At 67.2% G+C, this 20,787-nt stretch carries 13 protein-coding genes; 10 read left to right on the top strand and 3 right to left on the bottom strand.

Features of this window, described 5'->3' with window-relative positions:
- Window positions 1-47: 47 nt before the first annotated feature.
- From PBT88_RS14625 to trxA, 8 genes are all read left to right on the top strand, one after another.
- Window positions 48-3,146: a TonB-dependent receptor domain-containing protein gene (locus tag PBT88_RS14625; protein ID WP_270076060.1), complete on the top strand. Its 3,099-nt coding sequence runs from the start codon at window positions 48-50 to the stop codon at window positions 3,144-3,146.
- Window positions 3,147-3,360: 214 nt separating this feature from the next.
- Entirely contained in the window at window positions 3,361-5,658 is a 2,298-nt protein-coding gene (locus PBT88_RS14620) for a PAS domain-containing sensor histidine kinase (protein ID WP_270079278.1), read from the top strand.
- A complete protein-coding gene (gene tsaE, locus PBT88_RS14615) occupies window positions 5,655-6,113 on the top strand; it encodes a tRNA (adenosine(37)-N6)-threonylcarbamoyltransferase complex ATPase subunit type 1 TsaE (RefSeq protein ID WP_270076059.1) in 459 nt (152 codons plus the stop codon). The genes PBT88_RS14620 and tsaE overlap by 4 nt, the downstream gene beginning before the upstream one ends.
- Entirely contained in the window at window positions 6,110-7,099 is a 990-nt protein-coding gene (locus PBT88_RS14610) for an aminoglycoside phosphotransferase family protein (protein WP_270076058.1), read from the top strand. Before tsaE ends, PBT88_RS14610 begins: the two co-directional genes overlap by 4 nt.
- A gap of 17 nt (window positions 7,100-7,116) precedes the next feature.
- Complete coding sequence (locus tag PBT88_RS14605; RefSeq protein WP_270079277.1) at window positions 7,117-7,863, top strand: nucleotidyltransferase family protein; 747 nt, start codon at window positions 7,117-7,119, stop codon at window positions 7,861-7,863.
- Window positions 7,856-10,810, top strand: coding sequence for a double-strand break repair protein AddB (gene addB, locus PBT88_RS14600; protein ID WP_270076057.1), 2,955 nt, complete (start codon window positions 7,856-7,858; stop codon window positions 10,808-10,810). The genes PBT88_RS14605 and addB overlap by 8 nt, the downstream gene beginning before the upstream one ends.
- Entirely contained in the window at window positions 10,807-14,217 is a 3,411-nt protein-coding gene (addA, locus tag PBT88_RS14595; protein WP_270076056.1) for a double-strand break repair helicase AddA, read from the top strand. Before addB ends, addA begins: the two co-directional genes overlap by 4 nt.
- A 55-nt stretch (window positions 14,218-14,272) precedes the next feature.
- Entirely contained in the window at window positions 14,273-14,593 is a 321-nt protein-coding gene (trxA, locus tag PBT88_RS14590) for a thioredoxin TrxA (protein ID WP_270076055.1), read from the top strand.
- Window positions 14,594-14,612: 19 nt separating this feature from the next.
- Here the strand turns inward: trxA and PBT88_RS14585 are convergent, their stop codons facing one another.
- Genes PBT88_RS14585 through argJ form a run of 3 tightly spaced genes read right to left on the bottom strand, consistent with a single transcriptional unit; the run spans window position 14,613 to window position 17,070 of the window.
- Window positions 14,613-15,407, bottom strand: a complete 795-nt coding sequence (locus PBT88_RS14585) for an inositol monophosphatase family protein (protein WP_270076054.1) — start codon at window positions 15,405-15,407, stop codon at window positions 14,613-14,615.
- On the bottom strand, window positions 15,404-15,838 hold the full coding sequence (locus PBT88_RS14580) for a GFA family protein (protein ID WP_270076053.1): 435 nt from the start codon (window positions 15,836-15,838) through the stop codon (window positions 15,404-15,406). Before PBT88_RS14580 ends, PBT88_RS14585 begins: the two co-directional genes overlap by 4 nt.
- Before the next feature lie 5 nt (window positions 15,839-15,843).
- Entirely contained in the window at window positions 15,844-17,070 is a 1,227-nt protein-coding gene (gene argJ, locus PBT88_RS14575) for a bifunctional glutamate N-acetyltransferase/amino-acid acetyltransferase ArgJ (RefSeq protein WP_270076052.1), read from the bottom strand.
- A 62-nt stretch (window positions 17,071-17,132) separates the two neighbouring features.
- On the opposite strand from argJ, the gene PBT88_RS14570 reads away from it, so the two are divergent.
- The gene (locus PBT88_RS14570) at window positions 17,133-17,795 is read left to right on the top strand and encodes an energy transducer TonB (RefSeq protein ID WP_326521543.1); all 663 of its coding nucleotides are present in this window, start codon (window positions 17,133-17,135) and stop codon (window positions 17,793-17,795) included.
- Window positions 17,796-17,898: 103 nt separating this feature from the next.
- A complete protein-coding gene (gene secA / locus PBT88_RS14565) occupies window positions 17,899-20,640 on the top strand; it encodes a preprotein translocase subunit SecA (protein WP_270076051.1) in 2,742 nt (913 codons plus the stop codon).
- Window positions 20,641-20,787 lie beyond the last annotated feature (147 nt).

Raw genomic sequence — 20,787 nt, 5'->3', positions numbered from 1 at the left:
TCTTGTGTCAGCCGGTCCGGGGCCGGCTTGGGGTAAGGGAGTCTTTCATGGAGTTTTCAGCACGGCTGCGCGCCGGCTTGCTGGCTGGTGCCTGTACGCTGGCCGGGATTTGCGCTGCGGCGCCTGCTTATGCGCAGATTACGCCGCCGACATCGGATGATTGCGCGCATGATCCGTCATTGACGGGATGCGCGGCCACGGCATCGGAAGGCAAGATTGTGCCTTCGGAAAAATCGGGCGAAATCATCGTCACGGGCACCAATATCCGCCAGCCGAACCTGTCCTCGCCGGTGCCTGTGACGTCAATCAGCGCCGCGACCCTGCTGGCGACCGGAAATCTCAGCCTCGGCGATGCGCTGAATGATCTGCCCGCGCTGCGCGGCACGTTCAGCCAAGCGAACTCGACCCGATTCATCGGCACGTCGGGCGTGAACTTCCTCGATCTGCGCGGGCTCGGTACGTCCCGCACGCTGGTGCTGGTCGATGGCCGGCGCCACGTCACGTCGTCGCCCGGTGACTATCTGGTCGATACCAACACCATCCCAGACGATCTGCTCGAGCGGGTCGATATCATCACTGGCGGTAGCTCGGCTGTGTACGGCACCGACGCGATTGCAGGTGTGGTGAACTTCGTCCTCAAGCAGAATTTCGATGGCCTCAAGGTCTCGGGCCAGGGCGGCATCTCCAGCCGTGGCGATCGCGGCAGCTATTATGGCAGCGTCGTCTACGGCAAAAATTTTTCGGAAGGCCGCGGCAACATCGCCGGCGCAGTCGAATATTCGCGCTCCAACGCCATTTACAACACCGACCGTGACAGCATGACCGGTGCGTATAGTGGCCGCAATCAGCTGAATCGACAGGAAGATTTGAGCAAAGTCGCCAATCTCTCCGACGGAATATCGGATTTTGGCTATTATACCGGTGTTCGCAATGGCAGCATCTCGGATGGCAGTACGCTGACCGCAGTTTGTAATGCGGCGTCTCGCAACGATCTCAGCCGTTGCCGTGCGAGTGGTTACGCGCAGCGCTACATGTTCCAGCAGGACGGTAGCCTGATCATGAGCAACCCCACTCTTGATTTTCGGGACATCACCGCTGGCGGTAGCTCCAACACCGTCGGTGGCCTTGGTTCGACGCTGGAGAATACCGGGCAGCTCGATCCGAAGTTGACGCGCCTCTCGGTCAACCTGCTGGCCCATTATGACGTGTCGGATGCGTTCACGCCGTTCGTGGAAGCGAAATATGTCCGGGTCCGCGCCAATCAGGAAGGGCAGCCCAGCTTCGTGCAAGGCTTGTCCATCGCCTGCGACAATCCGTTCGTGACGAGCCAGGCACTTGCCACGTTGCAATCGATCGGTCGTTGCGCGAATCCGGCGACCGGATCGATCGCCATCAGCCGCTTTAACGTCGATTTCGGCGGCCGTGGCGAGCTTGAGAAGCGCGATACCTACCGTGTCGTCGCTGGTGTCCGTGGTAACTTCATGGACACGTGGCACTATGAGGTGGCCGCAAACTATGGCGAGTTCCATGGCAGCACCAAGTCGCTGAACAACCTGCTGCTCTATACGCAGGATGGCCAGAACTATGCCGGTTTCTATAATGCGATTGATGCGGTTCGGAATGCTTCCGGGCAGATTGTCTGTGGTATCAACGCCGACGCCGATCCGACCAATGACGATCCTTCCTGCGTCCCGATCAGCCTGTTCGGCGCGCACAATGCGACGCTGACGCCAGCTGCGCTGAAATACATCAACACCACCTCCTACAACCGGCAGCGTGCGTCAGAGCTCGACGTCACGGCCAATCTGGGTGGCGATTTCTCGCATTGGTTCACGACGTGGGGCGGGGGTTCGCTCGCGTTCAACATCGGTGCCGAATATCGTCGCGAAACGGCGTTTTCGGGCTGGGATGCGCTGACGAAGTCGGGCGCGACCTTCCTCAATGCGCTTCAGGATTTCGATCCGCCAGCGTTGAATTCGAAGGAGGTCTTCGCGGAGATCAGTCTTCCGATCGTGAAGGACAAGCCCTTCATGAAGGAGCTGTCGATCAACGGTGCGGGGCGTTTCTCGCATTACAACACAGCCGGATCGGTCTGGTCCTATAATGGTGGGGCGGTCTATGCGCCCACCCAGGACATCAAGATCCGGTTTAATTATGCGCGATCGATCCGCACGCCGACACAGTCGGATCTGTACTCGACGCCATCGCAGAATTTCGGTTCTATCTCCGATCCATGCGATGCACAGAATCGCAATACCGGTGCTGCAACCCGTGACGCGAATTGTACGGCGGCGGGGATCGGCGAGGGCTTCATCAACCAGCCGTCTCGCGATGCGACCTTGTCCTATCTTCAGGGCGGCAATCCCAATCTGAAGCCGGAAACATCCGACTCTTACACCATTGGTGGGATCGTCACGCCGCGCTGGCTGCCTGGCTTCTCGGTGTCGATTGATTATTACAAGATCACCGTGAACAAGCTCATCGCAACTATCGATGCGCAGCAGATCGTGGACAATTGCTATGACAGCTCGTCGCTCAGCAATCCCTATTGCTCGCTCGTGTTTCGTGATCCGACGACGCATCTGTTCCAGGATCCGGCGGTTCTTGCCGGCCCGGTGAACTTCGCGCGTCAGAAGACGGCGGGTATCGATGTGAACATGGCCTATACCCACCATTTCGGGAATGGCGATACGCTGGGTGTCCAGGCAAATGGCGCGCTGGTATTGCGTCGTGACAATTATCTCGACGTCACCGACCCGAACCGCGTCAGCCGCCAGTTGAGCAATCTCGGCGATCCGAAGTGGGAGGCCGTGGGCAATTTTGACTACCAGCATGGCGCGATTTCGCTGCACTATAATCTGCATTTTATCGGTCACATGTATCTTGGCGATTATGCGAACTATTACTCGCTCAATGGCGAAGATCCGCAGGAGCCGGAATATAATCTTGCCAAAAAATATCCGGTGTCGTGGTATCATGACGTCAAGGTCAGCTATAATGTCGGAAAGAACTACCAATTCTATGTTGGTGTCGACAATCTCACCGACAGGCTGCCGCCTTATGGCGGTCTGGGCGTTGGCGACGGTAGCTCGATCTATGACAATATCGGCCGATTCTTCTATGCTGGCTTCAAAATCAACATGTAAATCCTGATCCGGCCTGTTGCAGGGCGGCTCGTCAGATTGGCGGCGGGAGCGATCCCGCCGCCTTTTTCGTTCTGGAATCACCGAGAAGCTTTCGCTTACCCCCCGCTCGCCGTAGACAGGCCAGGATGATGGCAGGCGAGCAGATTTCGGGAATTGGCTTGAGGTGATCACCCTCGATCCCCTGCACGCGACGCTGGCCGGGCTGATCCTGGCGATGTGGCTGGCCGCCGCCGTGGTGACGGTGACGCTTGGCTGGCGGCGGCATCATGCGGCCAGGGCCAGCATCGCCGAGCTTGCGCGATTGCGGATGATGCTGACGGGCGCGCCGGCGCTGCCCATCCTCGTCGCCTCCGATGGCAGGATGCGGGCGCATGAGCGGGTGGCCGATTGGTTCGGGCTCGAACGTGCGCCGCGGGTGCTTGGCGATATCTCGGCCCGGCTCGATCCCGATGATGCGGCGGCCTTGGCGCGCGATGTCGAGGCGACGCAGCGCGGTGGCGCCAGTTTCGTGCGGGCGCTGCGCCCGGTCGGCGCCGGCAAGGTGCTGATGGTCCGGGGGCGCCCGGCGGCAGCGTCGCTTGGCGAAGGGGCGGCGCTGCTCTGGCTGTTCGACGCGACCGAAAGCGAGCAGGAGATACGGCGGCTGGAGACCGAACGCGATCGGTTGGCCGGCGCGCTGGATGCGCTCGCCGGCCTGATCGAGGCCGCACCGATCCCGATGTGGCATCGCAGCCCCGATCTGCGGCTGAGCCTGGTCAATTCGGCCTATACGCGGGCGGTCGACGGCGAAAATGCCCATGACGTGATCGAGCGCGGGCTCGAATTGATCGAGGGGCAGGGGCCGGGCAGCCCGATCGCCACCGCTGCTGCGGCGCGCGACGAAGGCGAGATGTCGGTGCGCACCGTGCCGGCCACGATCGGCGGCGAACGGCGTACCCTGCGGGTGGTCGATGTGCCGCTCGGCGTCACCGGCATTGCCGGCTATGCGATCGATGTCGAAGAGGTGGAGCAGGCCAGGCAGGATCTGGTCCGTTTCGCCGATGCCCAGCGCGACATGCTCGATCGGCTGTCGGCGGGTGTCGCCCAGTTCGGGGCGGATCGGCATCTGGTCTTCTCCAATTCGGCCTTCCTGCGGCTGTTCGCGATGCTGCCGGAATGGCTGGCCGATCGGCCCGAGTTCGATCGCGTGCTGGAACGGATGCGGGAGGCCGATCGCCTGCCCGAAAGCCGGGACTTTCCGGGTTGGAAGCGCGAGCGGCGGCGCTGGTTCCTCTCCGAAGAGGCGCAGGAGGAGGCGTGGCAATTGCCCGCCGGCACCCATTTGCGCGTCGTCGCGCAGCCCTTGCCGGATGGCGGGATGCTGATGATCTTCGAGGATCGCACCGAGCAGGTGCGGTTGCGTTCGGAGGCCGATACCCTGCTGCGGGTGCGAACCGCCACGTTCAACAATATGAACGAGGCGGTCGGGGTGTTCGCCGCCGATGGCCGCCTGCATCTGTGGAATAATCGCTTCGCGGACGTGTGGGAGCTGACCGAGGAGGAATTGGCCCGGCACCCGCGTGTCGATGCGTTCGTCGGGATGGTGGCGCCGCGCCTGGCCAACCCGGCGCGCGCCGGGCTGATCCGCGAGCTGGTGCGGCTCGCTACCATCGAGCGGCAGCGGCGCACCGGGCGGATCGCCTTTGCCGATGGCCGGCATTTCCAGTTCGCCGCGGTTCCGCTGCCGGATGGCAATGCGCTGTTCACCCTGCTCGACGTGACCGATAGCCGCCGTGCCGAACAGGCGCTGCGCGATCGGGCGGCGGCGCTGGAAGAGGGCGACCGCGTCAAATCGGCGTTCGTGGCGACGATGAGCTACGAATTGCGGACGCCGCTGACCTCGATCGGCGGCTTCGCCGAGATGCTGGCGGCGGGCTTCGCCGGCCCGCTGACGATACGCGGCGAGGATTATGTCCGCTCGATCCTGAGCGCCTCCGCCAAGCTCGGGCAATTGATCGACGAGGTGCTCGATCTCACCCGCAGTGCCGCCGGCCATCTCGATCTCGAGCATGTGCCGATCGAGCTGGAAACGCTCTGCAAGGGGGTCGCCGACGAGCTTTCCGAGCAGGCGCGCGAGCGGCAGCTCGAGCTGATCGTCGCGATCGAGCCGTCGTCGGGCGTGGTGACGGGCGACGTCCGTCGCTTGCGGCAGGCGGTGGAAAATGTGCTGCGCAATGCCGTCGACTACACGCCGGAGCATGGCCGGATCTTCTTCCACGCCTCGGGCGATGTCGAGCAGGCCACGATCATCGTGTCCGACAATGGTCCGGGCATCGCCGCGGAGGATCGCGAGAAGCTGTTCGATCCTTTCCACCGCACCAGCGATCGCAGCGATCGGCGGGAAGGGTCGATCGGTCTCGGCCTGCCGCTGACCCGCCATTATGTCGAGGCGCATGGTGGGCAGGTCTGGCTGGAATCGGAGCGCGGGCAGGGCACCACCATCTCGATCCGCCTGCCCAGGGTGCGGGCATGAGTGAGGATCATATTCCACTGCCTGACGCTGCGGCGACGGAGGCGCTGGGTCGTAAGCTTGGGAAGCTTCTGCGCACGGGCGATGTCGTCGCGCTGTACGGCGATCTGGGCGCCGGCAAGACCAGTCTCGCACGCGGTGCGCTGGCGGCGCTGGGGTTGGCCGAAGAGGCGCCCAGCCCGACCTTCGCGATCGTCCAGCCTTATGCGCCGCCGGAGGTATCGTTGCCGGTCGCGCATGTCGATCTCTATCGGATCGATGATCCTGACGATGCGGTGGAACTGGGCCTCGACGAACTGCTGGAGGATGGCGCCCTGCTGGTCGAGTGGCCCGAGCGGCTCGGTGACGGCCTGTGGCCCCAGGCGCTCCGGTTGACGATCCAGCCCGATGCGGCGGGCGGCCGGCGCTTGACTTGGGCCGCGCCGGCGGCATGGGAAGGGCGATGGCCGCCCCGATGATTCCGCCCGCCCACGCCCCCGCTTTCCTTGCCGCCCATGGCTGGGCAGGGGCGGAGATTCGTCCATTGGCGGGCGATGCCTCGTTCCGCCGCTATTTCCGCGTCGTCGATGCCGATCGCACCGCCGTGCTGATGGATGCGCCGCCCGAGCATGAGGATATGGGGCCGTTCCTCGCCATCGCCGATCATCTGGCGACGCTCGGCCTGTCCTCGCCACAAAATTATGGCGTGGACCGGGCCGGCGGCCTGCTGCTGCTGGAGGATTTCGGCGACGACCTGGTCGGGCCGTTGTTGCGCGCGGGCAAGGGCGACGAGACGCGGATCTATCGCGATGCGGTGACGCTGCTGGCGCGGCTCGCCGAGCAGCCCGTGCCCGCGACGCTGCCGCCCTATGATATGGCGGTGCTGCGCCGCGAGATCGGGCTGTTTCCCGAATGGTATGCGCCGGCGCTCGGCCTCGATGTGGATCGTGACGGTTGGGCACGCGCGTGGGAGGCGGTGCTGCCGCGTGTCGCCGATCGTCGGCCGCCGGTGCTGGTGCTGCGTGACTATCATGTCGATAATATCGTGCTGCTCGATCGCGAGGGGCTGCGGCGGCTGGGGCTGCTCGATTTCCAGGACGCGCTGGCGGGACACCCCGCTTATGATCTCGTCTCGCTGCTCCAGGATGCGCGGCGCGACGTGTCGCCTGAACTGGAGGCGGAGATGCTGGCAGCCTATGCGGCGGAAGCCGGCATTGCGGACATGGACGTCTTCCGCGCCGATTATGAAATCCTCGGCGCGCAGCGGAACACCAAGATTCTCGGCATCTTTACGCGGTTGTGGAAGCGGGACGGCAAGCGCACCTATCTGGCGCACCAGCCACGCGTGTGGGGCTATCTGGAGCGCAATCTGCGGCACCCTGCCCTGGCACCAGTGGCGGCGTGGTTTGCGGCCAATGTGCCCGCCGAAGCGCGCGCCGCCTATTGGGCGGGCGAGCCGGCATGACCCCATCCGTCGGGCCGATGGCGCTCCCCCCCGCTTCCCATTCCATGCAGGGCGCGCCCAATACCGCGATTCTGCTGGCGGCCGGCCTCGGCAAGCGGATGCGCCCGCTGACCGCGACGCGCCCCAAGCCGCTGGTGGAAGTGCGCGGCCAGGCGATCATCGACCATGTGCTCGATCACGTCCGTGCCGGTGGAATCCGGCGGGTGGTGATCAACGTCCATTATCTGGCCGATGCGCTCGAGGCGCATATCCGCCGCCACACCCCCGATCTCGACGTCGCCATCTCCGATGAGCGCGGGCAGTTGCTCGAAACTGGGGGCGGCGTGGTGAAGGCGTTGCCGCTGCTCGGCGACAGGCCCTTCTTCGCGATCAACACCGACAATATCTGGGTCGACGGCCCGATCGACACGCTCCGGCTGCTCGCCAACCGCTGGGACGATGCGACGATGGATGCGCTGCTGCTGGTCGTGCCGCTGGCGCGCGCGACGGCCCATGGCGGCCGCGGCGATTTCCACATGGATGCGCTGGGCCATCTTCGCCGCCGCGAGCCGCGCCGCGTCGCGCCTTTCGTCTATACCGGCGTGCAGCTGGTGTCGCCGCGCCTGTTCGCGGATGCGCCGGAGGGCGCTTTCTCGACCGGTATGCTGTGGGACCGGGCGATCGCGGCCGGCCGCGCCTATGGCGTGGTCCATCAGGGCCTATGGTGCGATGTCGGCACGCCCGCCGCGATCCCGATCGCCGAAGATATGCTCAAGGATGGCTGAGGGCGTCGGCCCCGCCGTCTTCACCGTTCCGGCCCACCGGCCGTTCGCCGATGCGCTGGCCGATGGGCTGATCGCGCGGGCCGGTGGCGATCCGATGGCGCTGGCCCGGGGGCTGATCCTCGTCCCCAACAACCGCGCCGCCCGTGCGATGACCGACGCCTTCGTGCGCCGGGCCGAAGGCGGGCTGCTGCTGCCCCGACTGGTCGCGATCGGCGCCTTCGATCCCGACGAGGCGCTGGGCCAGTTGCTCGATCCCGCCGACGCCGAGCCGGTGCCGCCCGCGATCGATCCGATGGTCCGCCGCATGACGCTCGCCCGTCTGATCGAGGAGGAGCGGCGCCAGGCGGGCGAACCGATCGATGCTGCCGAAGCGGTGCGGCTGGCACAGGCGCTCGCCCGCACGCTCGACCAGATGGCGGTGGAAGAGGTGCCGACGCGCGCGCTCGCCGAACTGGAGGTGGCGCCCGAGCTTTCCGAACATTGGCAGCGCGCGCTCGGCGTGCTGGTCGCGGTGCTGGCGCGCTGGCCCGGGGAACTGGCCCGGATGGGCCGGCTCGATCCGGGCGAACGCCGCAACCGCCTGCTCGATCGCGCGGCGGCGATGTGGGCGGAGCGGGCGCCGGCCTCGTTCGTGGTGGCGGCCGGGATCAGCGATACGGCGCCTGCGGTCGCCCGATTGCTGCGCAGCATTTCCCGGCTGCCGGGCGGCATGGTGCTGCTCCCGGCGCTTGATCTCGCCATGCCGCAGGCGGAGTGGGACGCGCTCGGCCCCGACGAGGAAGGGCGCGGCATCGAGACCCATCCGCAATATCATCTCAAGCTGTTGCTGCACCGCATGGGCGTCGCGCGCGGCGAGGTCGGGCGGTGGCGCTGGGGCGGGCGGGGTGCGCCGGCCGCGCCTGCCGTCCGCGGCCGGGCGGTCGCCAACGCGATGGCGCCGGCGCGCTTCACCGGCAAGTGGCAGGAACTGCCGCCGGCCGAGCGCCGCCTCTCGGGCATCCGCGCGATCGAGTGCGCGACCCCGGCCGAGGAGGCGCAGGCGATCGCCATCGCCATCCGCCGCCGGATCGAGCAGCCCGGCGCCACCGCTGCGCTGGTCACGCCCGATCGCGCGCTCGCGCGGCGGGTCTCGGCGCATCTCGCACGCTGGGGGATCGCGGCCGACGATTCCGCCGGCCGGCCGCTCTCCGCGACGCCGCCCGGCACCTTGATCACGGCGCTCGCCGAAGTGGCGGCGAGCGGCTTCGCGCCGGTGGAGTTGCTGACTCTGCTCAAGCATCCGCTGGTCAAGGCCGGTGACGAGCGGCTGGCGTGGCTGGACGGGGTGCGCCGGCTCGATCTCGGGCTGCGTGGCCCGCGTCCGGCGCCGGGGCTGGCGGGCATTGGCACGCGGCTGCGTGAATTGCGCGGCGATACCAAGGCCGTTCAAGGGTGGTGGGGCGATGTCGCCGAGGCGCTGGCGCCGCTGGAGGCGATTTTCGCCGGTGATGTCGCCCTGTCGGATGTGCTGGCGGTGCTCCGCGAGCAGGCGTCGGTGCTGACCGGCCATGCTGCTTGGGCAGGCCCCTCCGGGCGCGCCGCCGCCGAGTTGCTGGCCGCGATCGAGGCGGCGGCGCCGCTCGGGCCGGGCGCGCTGGCGCCGTCTGCCGTGGCGCCTTTGCTCACCCGGCTGATGGACGAGATCGCGGTACGCCCGCCGCAGGGCGGCCATCCGCGCGTGTTCATCTGGGGCTTGATCGAGCAACGGCTCCAGCACGCCGATCTGGTGATCGCAGCGGGACTCAACGAGGGCGTGTGGCCGGCTTTGCCCAGCCCCGATCCGTGGCTTTCTCCGCGTGTTCGCATGGCGCTCGGCCTGCCGGGGCTCGAACGGCGCATCGGCCAGGCCGCGCATGACTTCGTCGGCGTGCTGGGCTCGCCCAAGATCCTCGTCACCCGCGCCCGGCGAGACGCCCGCGCGCCGGCCGTCGCCTCGCGCTTCTGGCTGCGGCTGGAGGCGATGACCGGCGGCATCGCCCGTGCGCCGGAATATCGCCGCTGGACGACCGCGATCGATCGTCCCGCCGATGTCCTGCCGGCCGATCGCCCGCGCCCGTCGCCGCCGGTCGCCGACCGGCCCGACAGGCTGGCGGTGACCCGGCTCGATCGATTGAAGGCGGACCCCTATGCCTTTTACGCGCAGGAGATGCTGAAGCTCAGCGGGCTCGATCCGGTCGATGCCGAGCCCAGCCCGGCGTGGCGTGGCAATGCCGTCCATGCGGTGCTGGAGGCGTGGGCGAAGGAGGATCGCTGCGATCCCTCGAAGCTTGCGGCGCGGGCCGAGGCGATGCTCGACGGCATCGCGGCGCATCCGGTGCTCCGCGCGCTGTGGGCACCGCGCCTGCGCGAGGCGATCGGCTGGATCGCCGACCAGATGCTGGCGCTGATGGCGGAAGGGCGCACGCCGATCCTCGCCGAGGAGTTCGGCAAGGCGATCCTCGAGGGCATCACGCTCTACGGCAAGGTCGATCGCATCGATCGGCTGGCCGACGGCAGCCTCGCGATCATCGACTACAAGACCGGCCAGCCGCCTGCCACCAAGCAGGTGGCAGCGGGCTTCGCGATGCAGCTCGGACTGCTCGGCCTGATCGCCGAAAAAGGCGGGTTCGAGGGGATCGAGGGCATGGCTGGGGCGTTCGAATATTGGTCGCTGGCGCAGAAGGACGGCCGGCTCGGCTTCGTGTCGCCGGCGACGGGCAAGAAATCTGGCCTCGATCCGGACGATTTCACTGCGCTCGCCTACCGCAACTTCCGTGAGGCGGCGGCGAAATGGCTGACCGGCGAGGAGCCGTTCGTGGCGCGGCTGCATCCCGAACTCGCGCCCTATGGCGACTATGACCAGCTGATGCGGCTGGACGAATGGTATGGCCGCCAGGAAGGCCCGGCACCGGGGAGTGAACCGGCATGAGCCGCCGTCCCTCGCTGCTGAAGCCGCTGGAGGGCGCGCAGGCGCTCGCCTCCGATCCGGGCCGGTTGGTCTGGCTGTCGGCCTCGGCGGGCACCGGCAAGACCCATGTCTTGACCGCGCGCGTGATCCGGCTGCTGCTGGCCGGCAATGATCCCGCCGCGATCCTCTGCCTCACCTTCACCAAGGCGGGCGCGGCCGAGATGGCGGATCGCATCCATGCGCGCCTCGCCAGCTGGGTGCGGATGAAGGACGTTCTGCTCCGCAAGGAATTGTTCGCGCTCGGCGAGGCGCATGACGATGACGCCGTGGCGGCCGCCCGCACCCTGTTCGCGCGCGTGCTGGAGGCGACCGGCGGGGGACTGCGCATCCAGACCATCCATGCCTTCTGCCAGACCTTGCTCGCCGGCTTTCCCGCTGAGGCCGGTCTCGTCCCCGGCTTCCGGCCGCTGGAAGAGCGCGAGGAGCAGGCGCTTGGTTACGCCACGCTCGCGCAATTGCTGGTCGAGGCCGAGCGCGGCGGCGATCTGCCGCTGGTCCGCGACGTGCAGGCGCTGAGCCGCCGGCTGGGCGAGCAGGGCGCCGAAAGCTTCCTGCGCCAGTGCGCGCGCGTCCCCGATGCGATGGCGGCGCTCGGCTCCGGCATCGAGGCCAAGCTGCGCCGTGCGATGGGCGTGCCTGACGGCGATGTCGAGGAGGCGATCGCGGAGGCCTGCGCGGACGATCGCTTCGATGGTGCCGGGCTGGCCCAAATCGCCGCCGCGAACGCCGCCTGGGGCACCGCGACCGGGCTGGCCGATGCCGACAAGATCGCGGCCTGGCGCGCCGCCGCGCCGGGTGCGCGCGCGACCACGCTCGATCATCTGGTCTCGGTCTTCCACACCGCCAAGGGCGAGCCGCGCAAATATTCGCCCAAGCTGATCGCCGCCGATCCGGCCTATGCCGATCTGGCGATGCGGCTGGGGGATGCCTGCCGCGCGCTGCTGGACCTGCGCACCAAGGCGGCGTTTGCGGCGATCTTGGCGGCGGGGCTGCGCGCGGGCCAGGCCTATGCCCGCGCCTATGCCGAGGCCAAGCGCGCGGCCGGCGCGGTCGATTTCGACGATCTGATCCGCACCGCCGTCAAGCTGCTCAACACCGAGGGCATGGGCGAGTGGGTGCGCTACAAGCTCGACCAGCGCACCGATCATATCCTGATCGACGAGGCGCAGGACACCAATGCGCGCCAATGGGCGATCGCCGAGGCGCTGGCCGGCGAGTTCTGGCGCACCGAAGCCGAGCCCGGTGAACGGCTGCGCACCCTGTTCACGGTCGGCGACTTCAAGCAGGCGATCTTCGGATTCCAGGGCACGAACCCGGTGTTCTTCGAGGCGGCGGCGCGGCGCTTCGCGGCCTATGCGGAGGCGGGCGAGCGGCATTTCGACGCGCTGTCGCTCGATCGCTCCTTCCGGTCGACGCCGCCGGTGCTGGCGGTGGTCGATCGGCTGATCGCGCATCTGGGCGCCGATGCCTTCGGGCTGTTCGACGCGGTGCCGCCGCACGAGGCGGCGCGCAAGGGGCCGGGGCGGATCATGCTGTGGCCGCCAATCTCCGCGATCGAGGCCGACGAGGTCGCGACCGGCGAGGAGGGCTGGCTCGACGATGCCACCCGCCTGTTCGCCGATCGGCTCGCCCGGCAGGTGAAGGCGTGGATCGATGCCGCGCCGTGGATGTCCACGCGCGGCCGGGCGCTGCGTCCCGAGGATGTGATGATCCTCGTCCGCAAGCGGGGTGATCTCGCCTCGCTGCTGGTTGCGCGGCTGCACGCGCATGGCGTGCCGGTGGCGGGAGTCGATCGGCTGCGGCTGGATGCGCCGCTGGTCGTCAAGGATCTGCTCGCCGCCGCACGCTTCGCGCTGCAACCGGCCGACGATCTCAATCTCGGCGCGCTGCTCGTCTCGCCGCTGTTCGGCTGGACCCAGCAGCAGCTCTATGACGTGGCATATGGCCGCAACGGTGGCCTGTGGCCGGCGCTGCCCGAGGGCGAGGCGCGGCGCGAACTCGGCCGCATCCTCGCCGCCGCCGATCTCGTCACCCCCTATCGCTTCTTCGAGGAGATATTGTCCGGCCCGCTCGATGGCCGGCGCAAGCTGCTCGGCCGGCTGGGCGAGGAAGCGCGCGACCCGATCGAGGAATTGTTGAACGCCGCCCTGCTGTTCGAGGAGAATGGCACGCCCTCGCTCCAGCTGTTCCTCGACTGGTTCGATCGCGGCGAGGTGCAGATCAAGCGCGACCCGTCCGCGCCGCTCGACGCGGTGCGGGTGATGACCGCGCATGGCTCCAAGGGCTTGCAGGCGCCGCTGGTGGTGCTGGCGGACGCGACCGGCGATCCCGATCGCTCGCCCGGCGGCAACATCGGCTGGTCGGCCGAGGAGGGCGACGATCCGGTGCCGGTGATCCGGCCGAAGAAGGAGGAGCGCTTCGCTCCCTTCGCCGAGATGATCGAACAGGCCGAGGCACGCGATAGGGAGGAGCATTGGCGGCTGCTCTATGTGGCGGCCACCCGTGCCGAGGAGTGGCTGGCGATCGGCGGCGCGCTCGGCCCGGCGGCGCGCGGCGTGATCCCCGAACGCAGCTGGTATGCGGCGCTGGCGGCCTCGCTCGACAGTCTCGGTGCCGAACAGGCGGATGATCCGCTGTGGGGCGAGGCCCGCATCTATGCGGCCGAAGGCGAGCGTGGCGTGGCACGGGCGGTGCGTCCGCCGGCACCGGAGTCGCCGCTGCCGGACTGGCTCCATGCCCCTGCGCCCGAAGAGAGCCGTCCGCCGCGCCCGCTGGCACCGTCCGCGATCGGCAGCGATACCGTCGCCAGCCCGCCGCCCGGGCCGGCGATGCGTGACGCCGCGGAGCGTGGACGCCTGCTCCATGCATTGTTCGAGCGACTTCCGGGGCTTGCAGCGGATCGTCGTCAGGCGGCCGCCGATCGCTGGCTGGAACAGTCGGCCGGCGTGGCCGATCCGGCGATGCGGGCGGCCTTGATCGCCGATGCCGGCGCGGTGATCGACGATCCGCGCTTTGCCGCGATCTTCTCGGCTGCCGCACTGGCCGAAGCGCCGATCGCGGCGGTGGTCGAGGGGCGGGTGATCGCCGGCACCGTCGATCGCCTGCTGGTCACACCCGACGCGGTGACACTGGTCGATTTCAAGACCGGCACGCGCCCGCCGGATCGGATCGAGCGCGTGCCCCGGCATCATCTGGAGCAGATGGGCGCCTATGCGGCTGCGCTCGCGGTGATCTTCCCCGGCCGCGCAATCGCGGCGGCTTTGCTCTACACCGCCGGCCCTACGTTGATCCCGCTGCCGGCCGATATACTCGCCACGCACAAGCCGGACTATGATGGCAGGGAGCAAAGCTTGGGATTGGTCGGTTGAGGTCAGGCGCCCGGCCGCCTACATCGGACATCAAAGCGAACAGGAGTATTGTTCCATGGCTACCAAGACGATCACCGACGCCAGCTTCCAGGCCGACGTTCTCTCCGCCGACGGCCCCGTGCTGGTCGATTTCTGGGCGGAATGGTGCGGCCCCTGCAAGATGATCGGGCCGGCGCTCGAGGAGTTGTCCGACGAACTCGGCGAGAAGGTGACGATCGCCAAGCTCAACATCGACGAGAATCCGGATGCGCCGGGCAAATATGGCGTGCGCGGCATCCCGACGATGATCCTGTTCAAGGGCGGCGCGCCGGCGGCGACCCAGGTGGGAGCCGCGCCGAAGAGCCGGCTCAAGGCGTTCATCGAAGAATCGCTGTAAGCTTCCGGCGCTGTAAGGCTTAGCCGAACAGCAAGCTCGCCGTCTCGTCCCACAGCCGGGGCGAGGCGGCGATCAATATTCCGCTCCTGTCGTCGCCCAGCCTGTAGGGCGTGCCGTCGAGGCGCGCGACGCGGCCGCCGGCCTCCTCGAGGATCAGCGCGCCGGGGGCATGGTCCCACGGCATCGCGCGCCAGAACAGCGCCACGTCATTCTGGCCCATCATGACCCGCGGATATTGCTCGCCCGCGCAATGCGGAGCGTCGGCGATGGTCAGATGCCCGTCGGCACGGCGCTCGACGTCGGTGCGGACCTCTGCCGGCAGGTAGCGGGTCGCCAGCGCGGCGATCGGCAGCGGCGCGCCGCTCGCCCGCGCCATGAAGCGGTGATTGTCGATGAAGGTGCCCTGGCCGCGTGCGGCATGGCACATCCGCCCGGTCGACGGATCGAGGATCCAGCCAGCCTGCACCACGCCGTCTTCGGCCAACGCGACCATGATCGCGAACGGGGTGCGGCCGGCAGCATAATTGCCGGTGCCGTCGATCGGATCGACGATCCAGGCACGCCCCTCGGTGATCCGCTCCACCACGGCGGGATCGGCGGCGACCGCTTCCTCGCCGACGACATGGCTGCCGGGCAGGATCGCCATCAGCCCTTCGGTGAGCCTGGCCTCCGATTCCTTGTCGGCGACGGTGACGTAATCGTCCTTGGCCTTCTCCTCGATGTCGGCGGCGCCGAGATTGCGGAAGCGGGCCATCACGACGTCGCGCCCGATTTTGCGCATCAGGCCATCGACGGCGGCGTGGTAGGGGCTCATTGCGGGCGATCTCCGGGCATCAGGCCGCGTCCGTCGACGCCGAAGCCATCATAGGTGGGCAGTCCATCGGCGAGCTTCACCCAGCCGATCTTCTGGTCGTGGAAGATGTGGAAGCCGGGCGTCACCGCCTCCGGATCGTCGAGGCTGGCGCAGGCGACGTCGATCTCGTGCTTCTGGTAATCGACATGGACGGTCAGCGAGGTGCCGCAGCGCGTGCAGAAGCCGCGTTCGCCATAGTCCACCAGCCGGACGGTGCCGAGCGCGTCGCCGCCCTGTTCGACCACGAAATCGTTCAGCGCGCAGGTGGTGAACACCATCGCCGGTGCGCCCGAACTCTTCTGGCACAGGCGGCAATGGCACCAGCCGGTATCATAGGCCGGCCCGGCGATCCGATAGCGTATCGTGCCGCATGCACATCCGCCGGTCAGCATGGCCGTCAGCTCCGGTAATCGGCGTTGATCGAGATGTAGCCATGGGTGAGATCGCAGGTCCACACCGTCGCATGACCCTCGCCGAGGCCGAGATCGACGCCGATCCGCACATCCTGCCCCTTCAGATGGGCGGCGACCGGCGCCTCGTCATAGCCCTCCACCGCCAGCCCGCCGGCAGCGACCTGGGTATCGCCGAAGCGGATCGCGAGGCGGTCGCGCTCGGCCGGCTCGCCCGCCTTGCCGACCGCCATGACGACGCGGCCCCAATTGGCGTCCTCGCCGGCGATGGCGGTCTTGACCAGCGGCGAGTTGGCGATCGAAAGCGCGATCGTCCGCGCACTGTCGTCGCTCTCCGCCCCGGCCACTTCGATCTCGATGAACTTGGACGCGCCCTCGCCATCGCGGACCACCAACTGCGCGAGTTGCAGGCAGACGTCCGCCAGTGCGGCGGCGAAGGCGTCGGCGCCGGCATCGTCATGAGAGGCGAGCGGGGCGTTGCCGGCCTTGCCGGTGGCGAAGGCCAGCACCGTGTCGGAGGTCGAGGTGTCGCCGTCCACGGTGATGCAGGAGAAACTCCGGCCGTTGGCGGCGTTGAGCATCTGCTGGAGGAAGAGCGGATCGATCGCCGCGTCGGTGAAGATGAAGCCGAGCATCGTCGCCATGTCCGGCGCGATCATGCCCGATCCCTTGATGACGCCGACGATGTTGACCGTCCGGTCGCCGATCACGGCGCGCGCGATCGCGCCCTTGGGGAAGGTATCGGTGGTGGAGATGGCGGCCGCGACTGCCTCCCAGCCGGTCTCGGGCGCGACCAGCGCGGCATCGACCCCGGCTTCCGCGGTCGGGATCGGGAGCGGCACGCCGATCACTCCGGTCGAGGCGACGAACACGTCGGAGGGCTGGCAGCCGATGCTCGCCGCCACCCGTGCCGCGATCGCCTCCACCGCGGCGCGGCCGCGATGGCCGGTGAAGGCGTTGCTGTTGCCGGCATTCACCACCAGCGCCCGCACCCGGCCGAGCGGCAGCGCGGCGCGGCACCATTCGACCTCGGGCGAGGGGCATCTGGACTGGGTGGTGACGCCGGCGACCGCCGTGCCCTCGTCGAACAGCGCGAGCGTCAAATCGGTGCGGTCCCACGCCTTGTAGCCGGCGCGCACCGTCGCGGTGCGGACGCCGGCGATCGCGGGCATGGCAGGGAAGGGCGTGGCGAGCGGGGAGACGGCGTCGGACATCGGCTGGCCTCTGGATTTGGGGCGGGATGGTCGGCTAGGCTCGGTGGCGGGCGGAGAGTGGGATGTCCATGCTTTTGTTGCTGCTCATGTTGGGAACCGTGTCCGGGACCGGCATCGGTGCGCCGATCGACCTGTCGCTTCACGGGAATGCGGCATCGAAGGCAAAATTCGCGAGGCCGCTGGGTTATCCCGGCGATTGGATCACCTCCGAGGATTATCCTGCCGATGCGATCAGGCTGAAGGTGGAAGGCGCGACCGGCTTTCGGCTCGACATCGACGCGGACGGTGCGGTGGCCCGCTGTACGGTCACGGCCACGAGCGGCAGCGACGAACTGGACCAGACTGCCTGCGAGCTTCTGGTGCGGCGCGCGCGTTTCAGTCCGGCGATGGATGCATCCGGCCATCCGATCGCCGCGACCTATAGCAGTTCGGTGCGCTGGCAGATTCCCCAGCCGGCGCCGATACCGATCGCACCCGTCGATATCCAGGTGTCTTTCGATGTCGATCCGCAGGGCGTGGTCAGCAATTGCACGACGACGATGACCGCCCAGGGATCGTCGGCGATGACGGCGGGTATCGCTGCGCTCTGTACCATGTTCGCCGGCACGAAGGTCGCTCTGCCTCCCGAAATGGACTCTCTATCCGGCAGACGGCATGTGACGACCCGGACGATCGTGACGATCGGGGATGCGAAGACAGCATCTTCTCCACCCCGCCCGAATTGACACCCCCTTGCCCCGTCCCTAGATCAACCGCCTGCTCGCGCGGGTGTTCCGGGCGCGGTTTTCCGTGTCCGTTCCCCGCCGTCACTCACGTTTAGGAACGCGCATGTTCGGCGGCCTCGCCAAGTCCATCTTCGGTTCGTCCAACGACCGTTACGTCAAGTCGCTGCGCGCCACCGTCGCCAAGATCGCGGCGCTGGAGCCCGCCATCGCCGCGCTGGACGACGCCGCGCTCGCCAACCAGACGGTGCTGTTCCGTGCCCGCATGGAGCAGGGCGAGACGCTCGACGATCTGCTCCCCGAAGCCTTCGCCACGATCCGCGAAGCCGCCAAGCGCGTGCTCGGCCAGCGCCATTACGACGTCCAGATGATCGGCGGCATGGTGCTCCACCGCGGCGAGATCGCCGAGATGCGCACCGGCGAGGGCAAGACGCTGGTGGCGACGCTCGCCACCTACCTGAACGCGCTCACCGGCAAGGGCGTCCACGTCATCACCGTGAACGACTATCTTGCCAGCCGCGATGCGGGCTGGATGGGCCAGGTCTATCGGTTCATGGGGCTGACCACCGGCGTGATCGTGCCCAACGTGCCCGATCATGAGCGGCGCGCCGCCTATCATGCCGACATTACCTACGGCACGAACAACGAGTTCGGCTTTGATTATCTGCGCGACAACATGAAATATGATCGCTCGCAGATGGTGCAGCGGCCGTTCAATTTCGCGATCGTGGACGAGGTGGACTCGATCCTGATCGACGAGGCGCGCACCCCGCTGATCATCTCCGGCCCGACCGACGACAAGTCCGAGCTCTATATGAGCGTCGACGCGGTGGTGAAGAACCTGACCCCCGACGATTATGAGCTGGACGAGAAGGCGCGCTCGGTGATCCTCACCGAGGACGGCACCGAGAAGATCGAGCGGATGCTGGAAACCGCCGGTCTGCTCGAGGGCGACAATCTCTACGACTATGAGAACACCCAGGTGGTTCACCATCTGAACCAGGCCTTGAAGGCCAATGCCGTGTTCAAGCGCGACATCGACTATATCGTCAAGGACGACAAGGTCATCATCATCGACGAGTTCACCGGCCGCATGATGGACGGCCGGCGCTGGTCGGACGGGCTTCACCAGGCGGTGGAGGCCAAGGAAGGCGTCAAGATCGAGCCGGAGAACCAGACGCTCGCCTCGATCACCTTCCAGAATTATTTCCGCATGTACCCGAAGCTCGGCGGCATGACCGGCACCGCGTCGACCGAAGCCTCCGAATTCTTCGAAATCTACAAGATGAACGTGGTCACCATCCCGACCAACGTGCCGGTGCAGCGCCAGGACGACGACGACGAATTCTACAAGAGCATACACGACAAGTTCGGCGCCATCGCCAAGGCGATCCGGCAGAAGCAGGAGACCGGCGGCCAGCCGATCCTCGTCGGCACCGTCTCGATCGAGAAGTCTGAACTGCTGAGCGAGTTCCTCCAGAAGGAGCAGGTCGCCCATAAGGTGCTGAACGCGCGCCATCACGAGAGCGAGGCGCATATCGTCGCGCAGGCGGGGCGCATCGGCGCCGTCACCATCGCCACCAACATGGCGGGGCGCGGCACCGACATCCAGCTCGGCGGCAATCTCGAATTCCGGATGCTCGACGAGCATCCCGATCTGGTCGAGGGTACGCCCGAATATGAGGCGCGCGCCGCCGCGATCCGCATCGAGATCGAGGCCGAGAAGGCCTCGGTGCTCGCCCATGGCGGGCTGTTCGTGCTCGGCACCGAGCGCCACGAAAGCCGCCGTATCGACAACCAGCTGCGCGGCCGCTCGGGCCGCCAGGGCGATCCCGGCCTCAGCCGCTTCTACCTCAGCCTCGACGACGATCTGCTGCGCATCTTCGGCCCGCAGACCCTGTTCGCACGGATGATGAACAAGAATCTCGAGGATGGCGAGGCGATCATCTCGCCGTGGATCACCAAGGCGATCGAGACCGCGCAGAAGAAGGTCGAGGCGCGCAATTACGACGTCCGCAAGCAGGTCGTCGAATATGACGACGTGATGAACGACCAGCGCAAGATCATCTATGAGCAGCGCTCCGACATCATGGACGCCGCCACCGTTGACGACGTGACCGACGAGATGCGCGGCGAGACCGTCTCGGCGCTGGTCGGCGATGCCTGCCCGATCGGCTCCTATCCGGAGCAGTGGGACGGCGAAGGCCTGCACGCGCGGGTGCTCGAGATCTTCGCGGTCGATCTGCCGATCCTGGAATGGGTGGCCGAGGAGGGCATCGAGCCGGAAATCCTGGCCGAGCGGATCAAGGCGCAGGCCGATGCCCAGATCGAGGCGAAGATCGCCGAGATCACCGTCGATTCCTGGCGCGGCATCGAGAAGAGCGTGCTGCTCCAGTCGCTGGACGAGCATTGGAAGGACCATCTGTCGCGGCTCGATGCGTTGCGCCAGGTCATCCATCTGCGCGCCTATGCGCAGAAGACGCCGATCAACGAATATAAGCAGGAAGCCTTCGCGATGTTCGAGCGGATGCTCGAGACCATCCGCGAGGACGTCACCCGCATCCTGGCCCAGGTCCATTTCCAGGCGCCGCCGGAACTGCCCGAGCTGCCGGAATTCCTGACCACCCATCTGGATCCCTTCACCGCGACCGACGATACCGCCGATCGCGATGGCTATGATCATGGCTTCGTCACCACCCGCATCGCGCCGATGCAGATTCCGCAGCCGGAAATGCCCGAGAGCAATCTCGGCACGGACCCATCGACCTGGGACGACCAGATCAGCCGCAATGCGCCATGTCCGTGCGGATCGGGCAACAAGTACAAGCACTGCCACGGCGCCCTGTAGGGGCGGGGATGGCATAGGACGAGTTCCATCCGTTCGTGCCGAGCGAAGTCGAGGCACGGGCTTCACATGGTGCGCGAACGGTCCCTCGACTTCGCTCGGGACGAACGGGTTGGTTTGAGGCAAGGATGAAACGGATCGGGGAGCGCC

Origin of the sequence: Sphingomonas abietis (assembly GCF_027625475.1) — a bacterium.
GTDB classification, from domain to species: domain Bacteria; phylum Pseudomonadota; class Alphaproteobacteria; order Sphingomonadales; family Sphingomonadaceae; genus Solisphingomonas; species Solisphingomonas abietis.
Note: the sequence above shows the minus strand (reverse complement) of the source record. Positions and strands in the feature narration are given on the sequence as shown.

Excerpts from the sequence above, each read along its gene's own strand:
- addA (WP_270076056.1), top strand. The coding sequence starts at position 10,807 with ATGAGCCGCCGTCCCTCGCTGCTGAAGCCGCTGGAGGGCGCGCAGGCG.
- addB (WP_270076057.1), top strand. The coding sequence starts at position 7,856 with ATGGCTGAGGGCGTCGGCCCCGCCGTCTTCACCGTTCCGGCCCACCGG.
- argJ (WP_270076052.1), bottom strand. The coding sequence starts at position 17,070 with ATGTCCGACGCCGTCTCCCCGCTCGCCACGCCCTTCCCTGCCATGCCC.
- secA (WP_270076051.1), top strand. The coding sequence starts at position 17,899 with ATGTTCGGCGGCCTCGCCAAGTCCATCTTCGGTTCGTCCAACGACCGT.
- PBT88_RS14625 (WP_270076060.1), top strand. The coding sequence starts at position 48 with ATGGAGTTTTCAGCACGGCTGCGCGCCGGCTTGCTGGCTGGTGCCTGT.
- PBT88_RS14620 (WP_270079278.1), top strand. The coding sequence starts at position 3,361 with ATGTGGCTGGCCGCCGCCGTGGTGACGGTGACGCTTGGCTGGCGGCGG.
- PBT88_RS14580 (WP_270076053.1), bottom strand. The coding sequence starts at position 15,838 with ATGCTGACCGGCGGATGTGCATGCGGCACGATACGCTATCGGATCGCC.
- PBT88_RS14585 (WP_270076054.1), bottom strand. The coding sequence starts at position 15,407 with ATGAGCCCCTACCACGCCGCCGTCGATGGCCTGATGCGCAAAATCGGG.
- tsaE (WP_270076059.1), top strand. The coding sequence starts at position 5,655 with ATGAGTGAGGATCATATTCCACTGCCTGACGCTGCGGCGACGGAGGCG.
- PBT88_RS14610 (WP_270076058.1), top strand. The coding sequence starts at position 6,110 with ATGATTCCGCCCGCCCACGCCCCCGCTTTCCTTGCCGCCCATGGCTGG.
- PBT88_RS14605 (WP_270079277.1), top strand. The coding sequence starts at position 7,117 with ATGGCGCTCCCCCCCGCTTCCCATTCCATGCAGGGCGCGCCCAATACC.
- PBT88_RS14570 (WP_326521543.1), top strand. The coding sequence starts at position 17,133 with ATGTCCATGCTTTTGTTGCTGCTCATGTTGGGAACCGTGTCCGGGACC.
- trxA (WP_270076055.1), top strand. The coding sequence starts at position 14,273 with ATGGCTACCAAGACGATCACCGACGCCAGCTTCCAGGCCGACGTTCTC.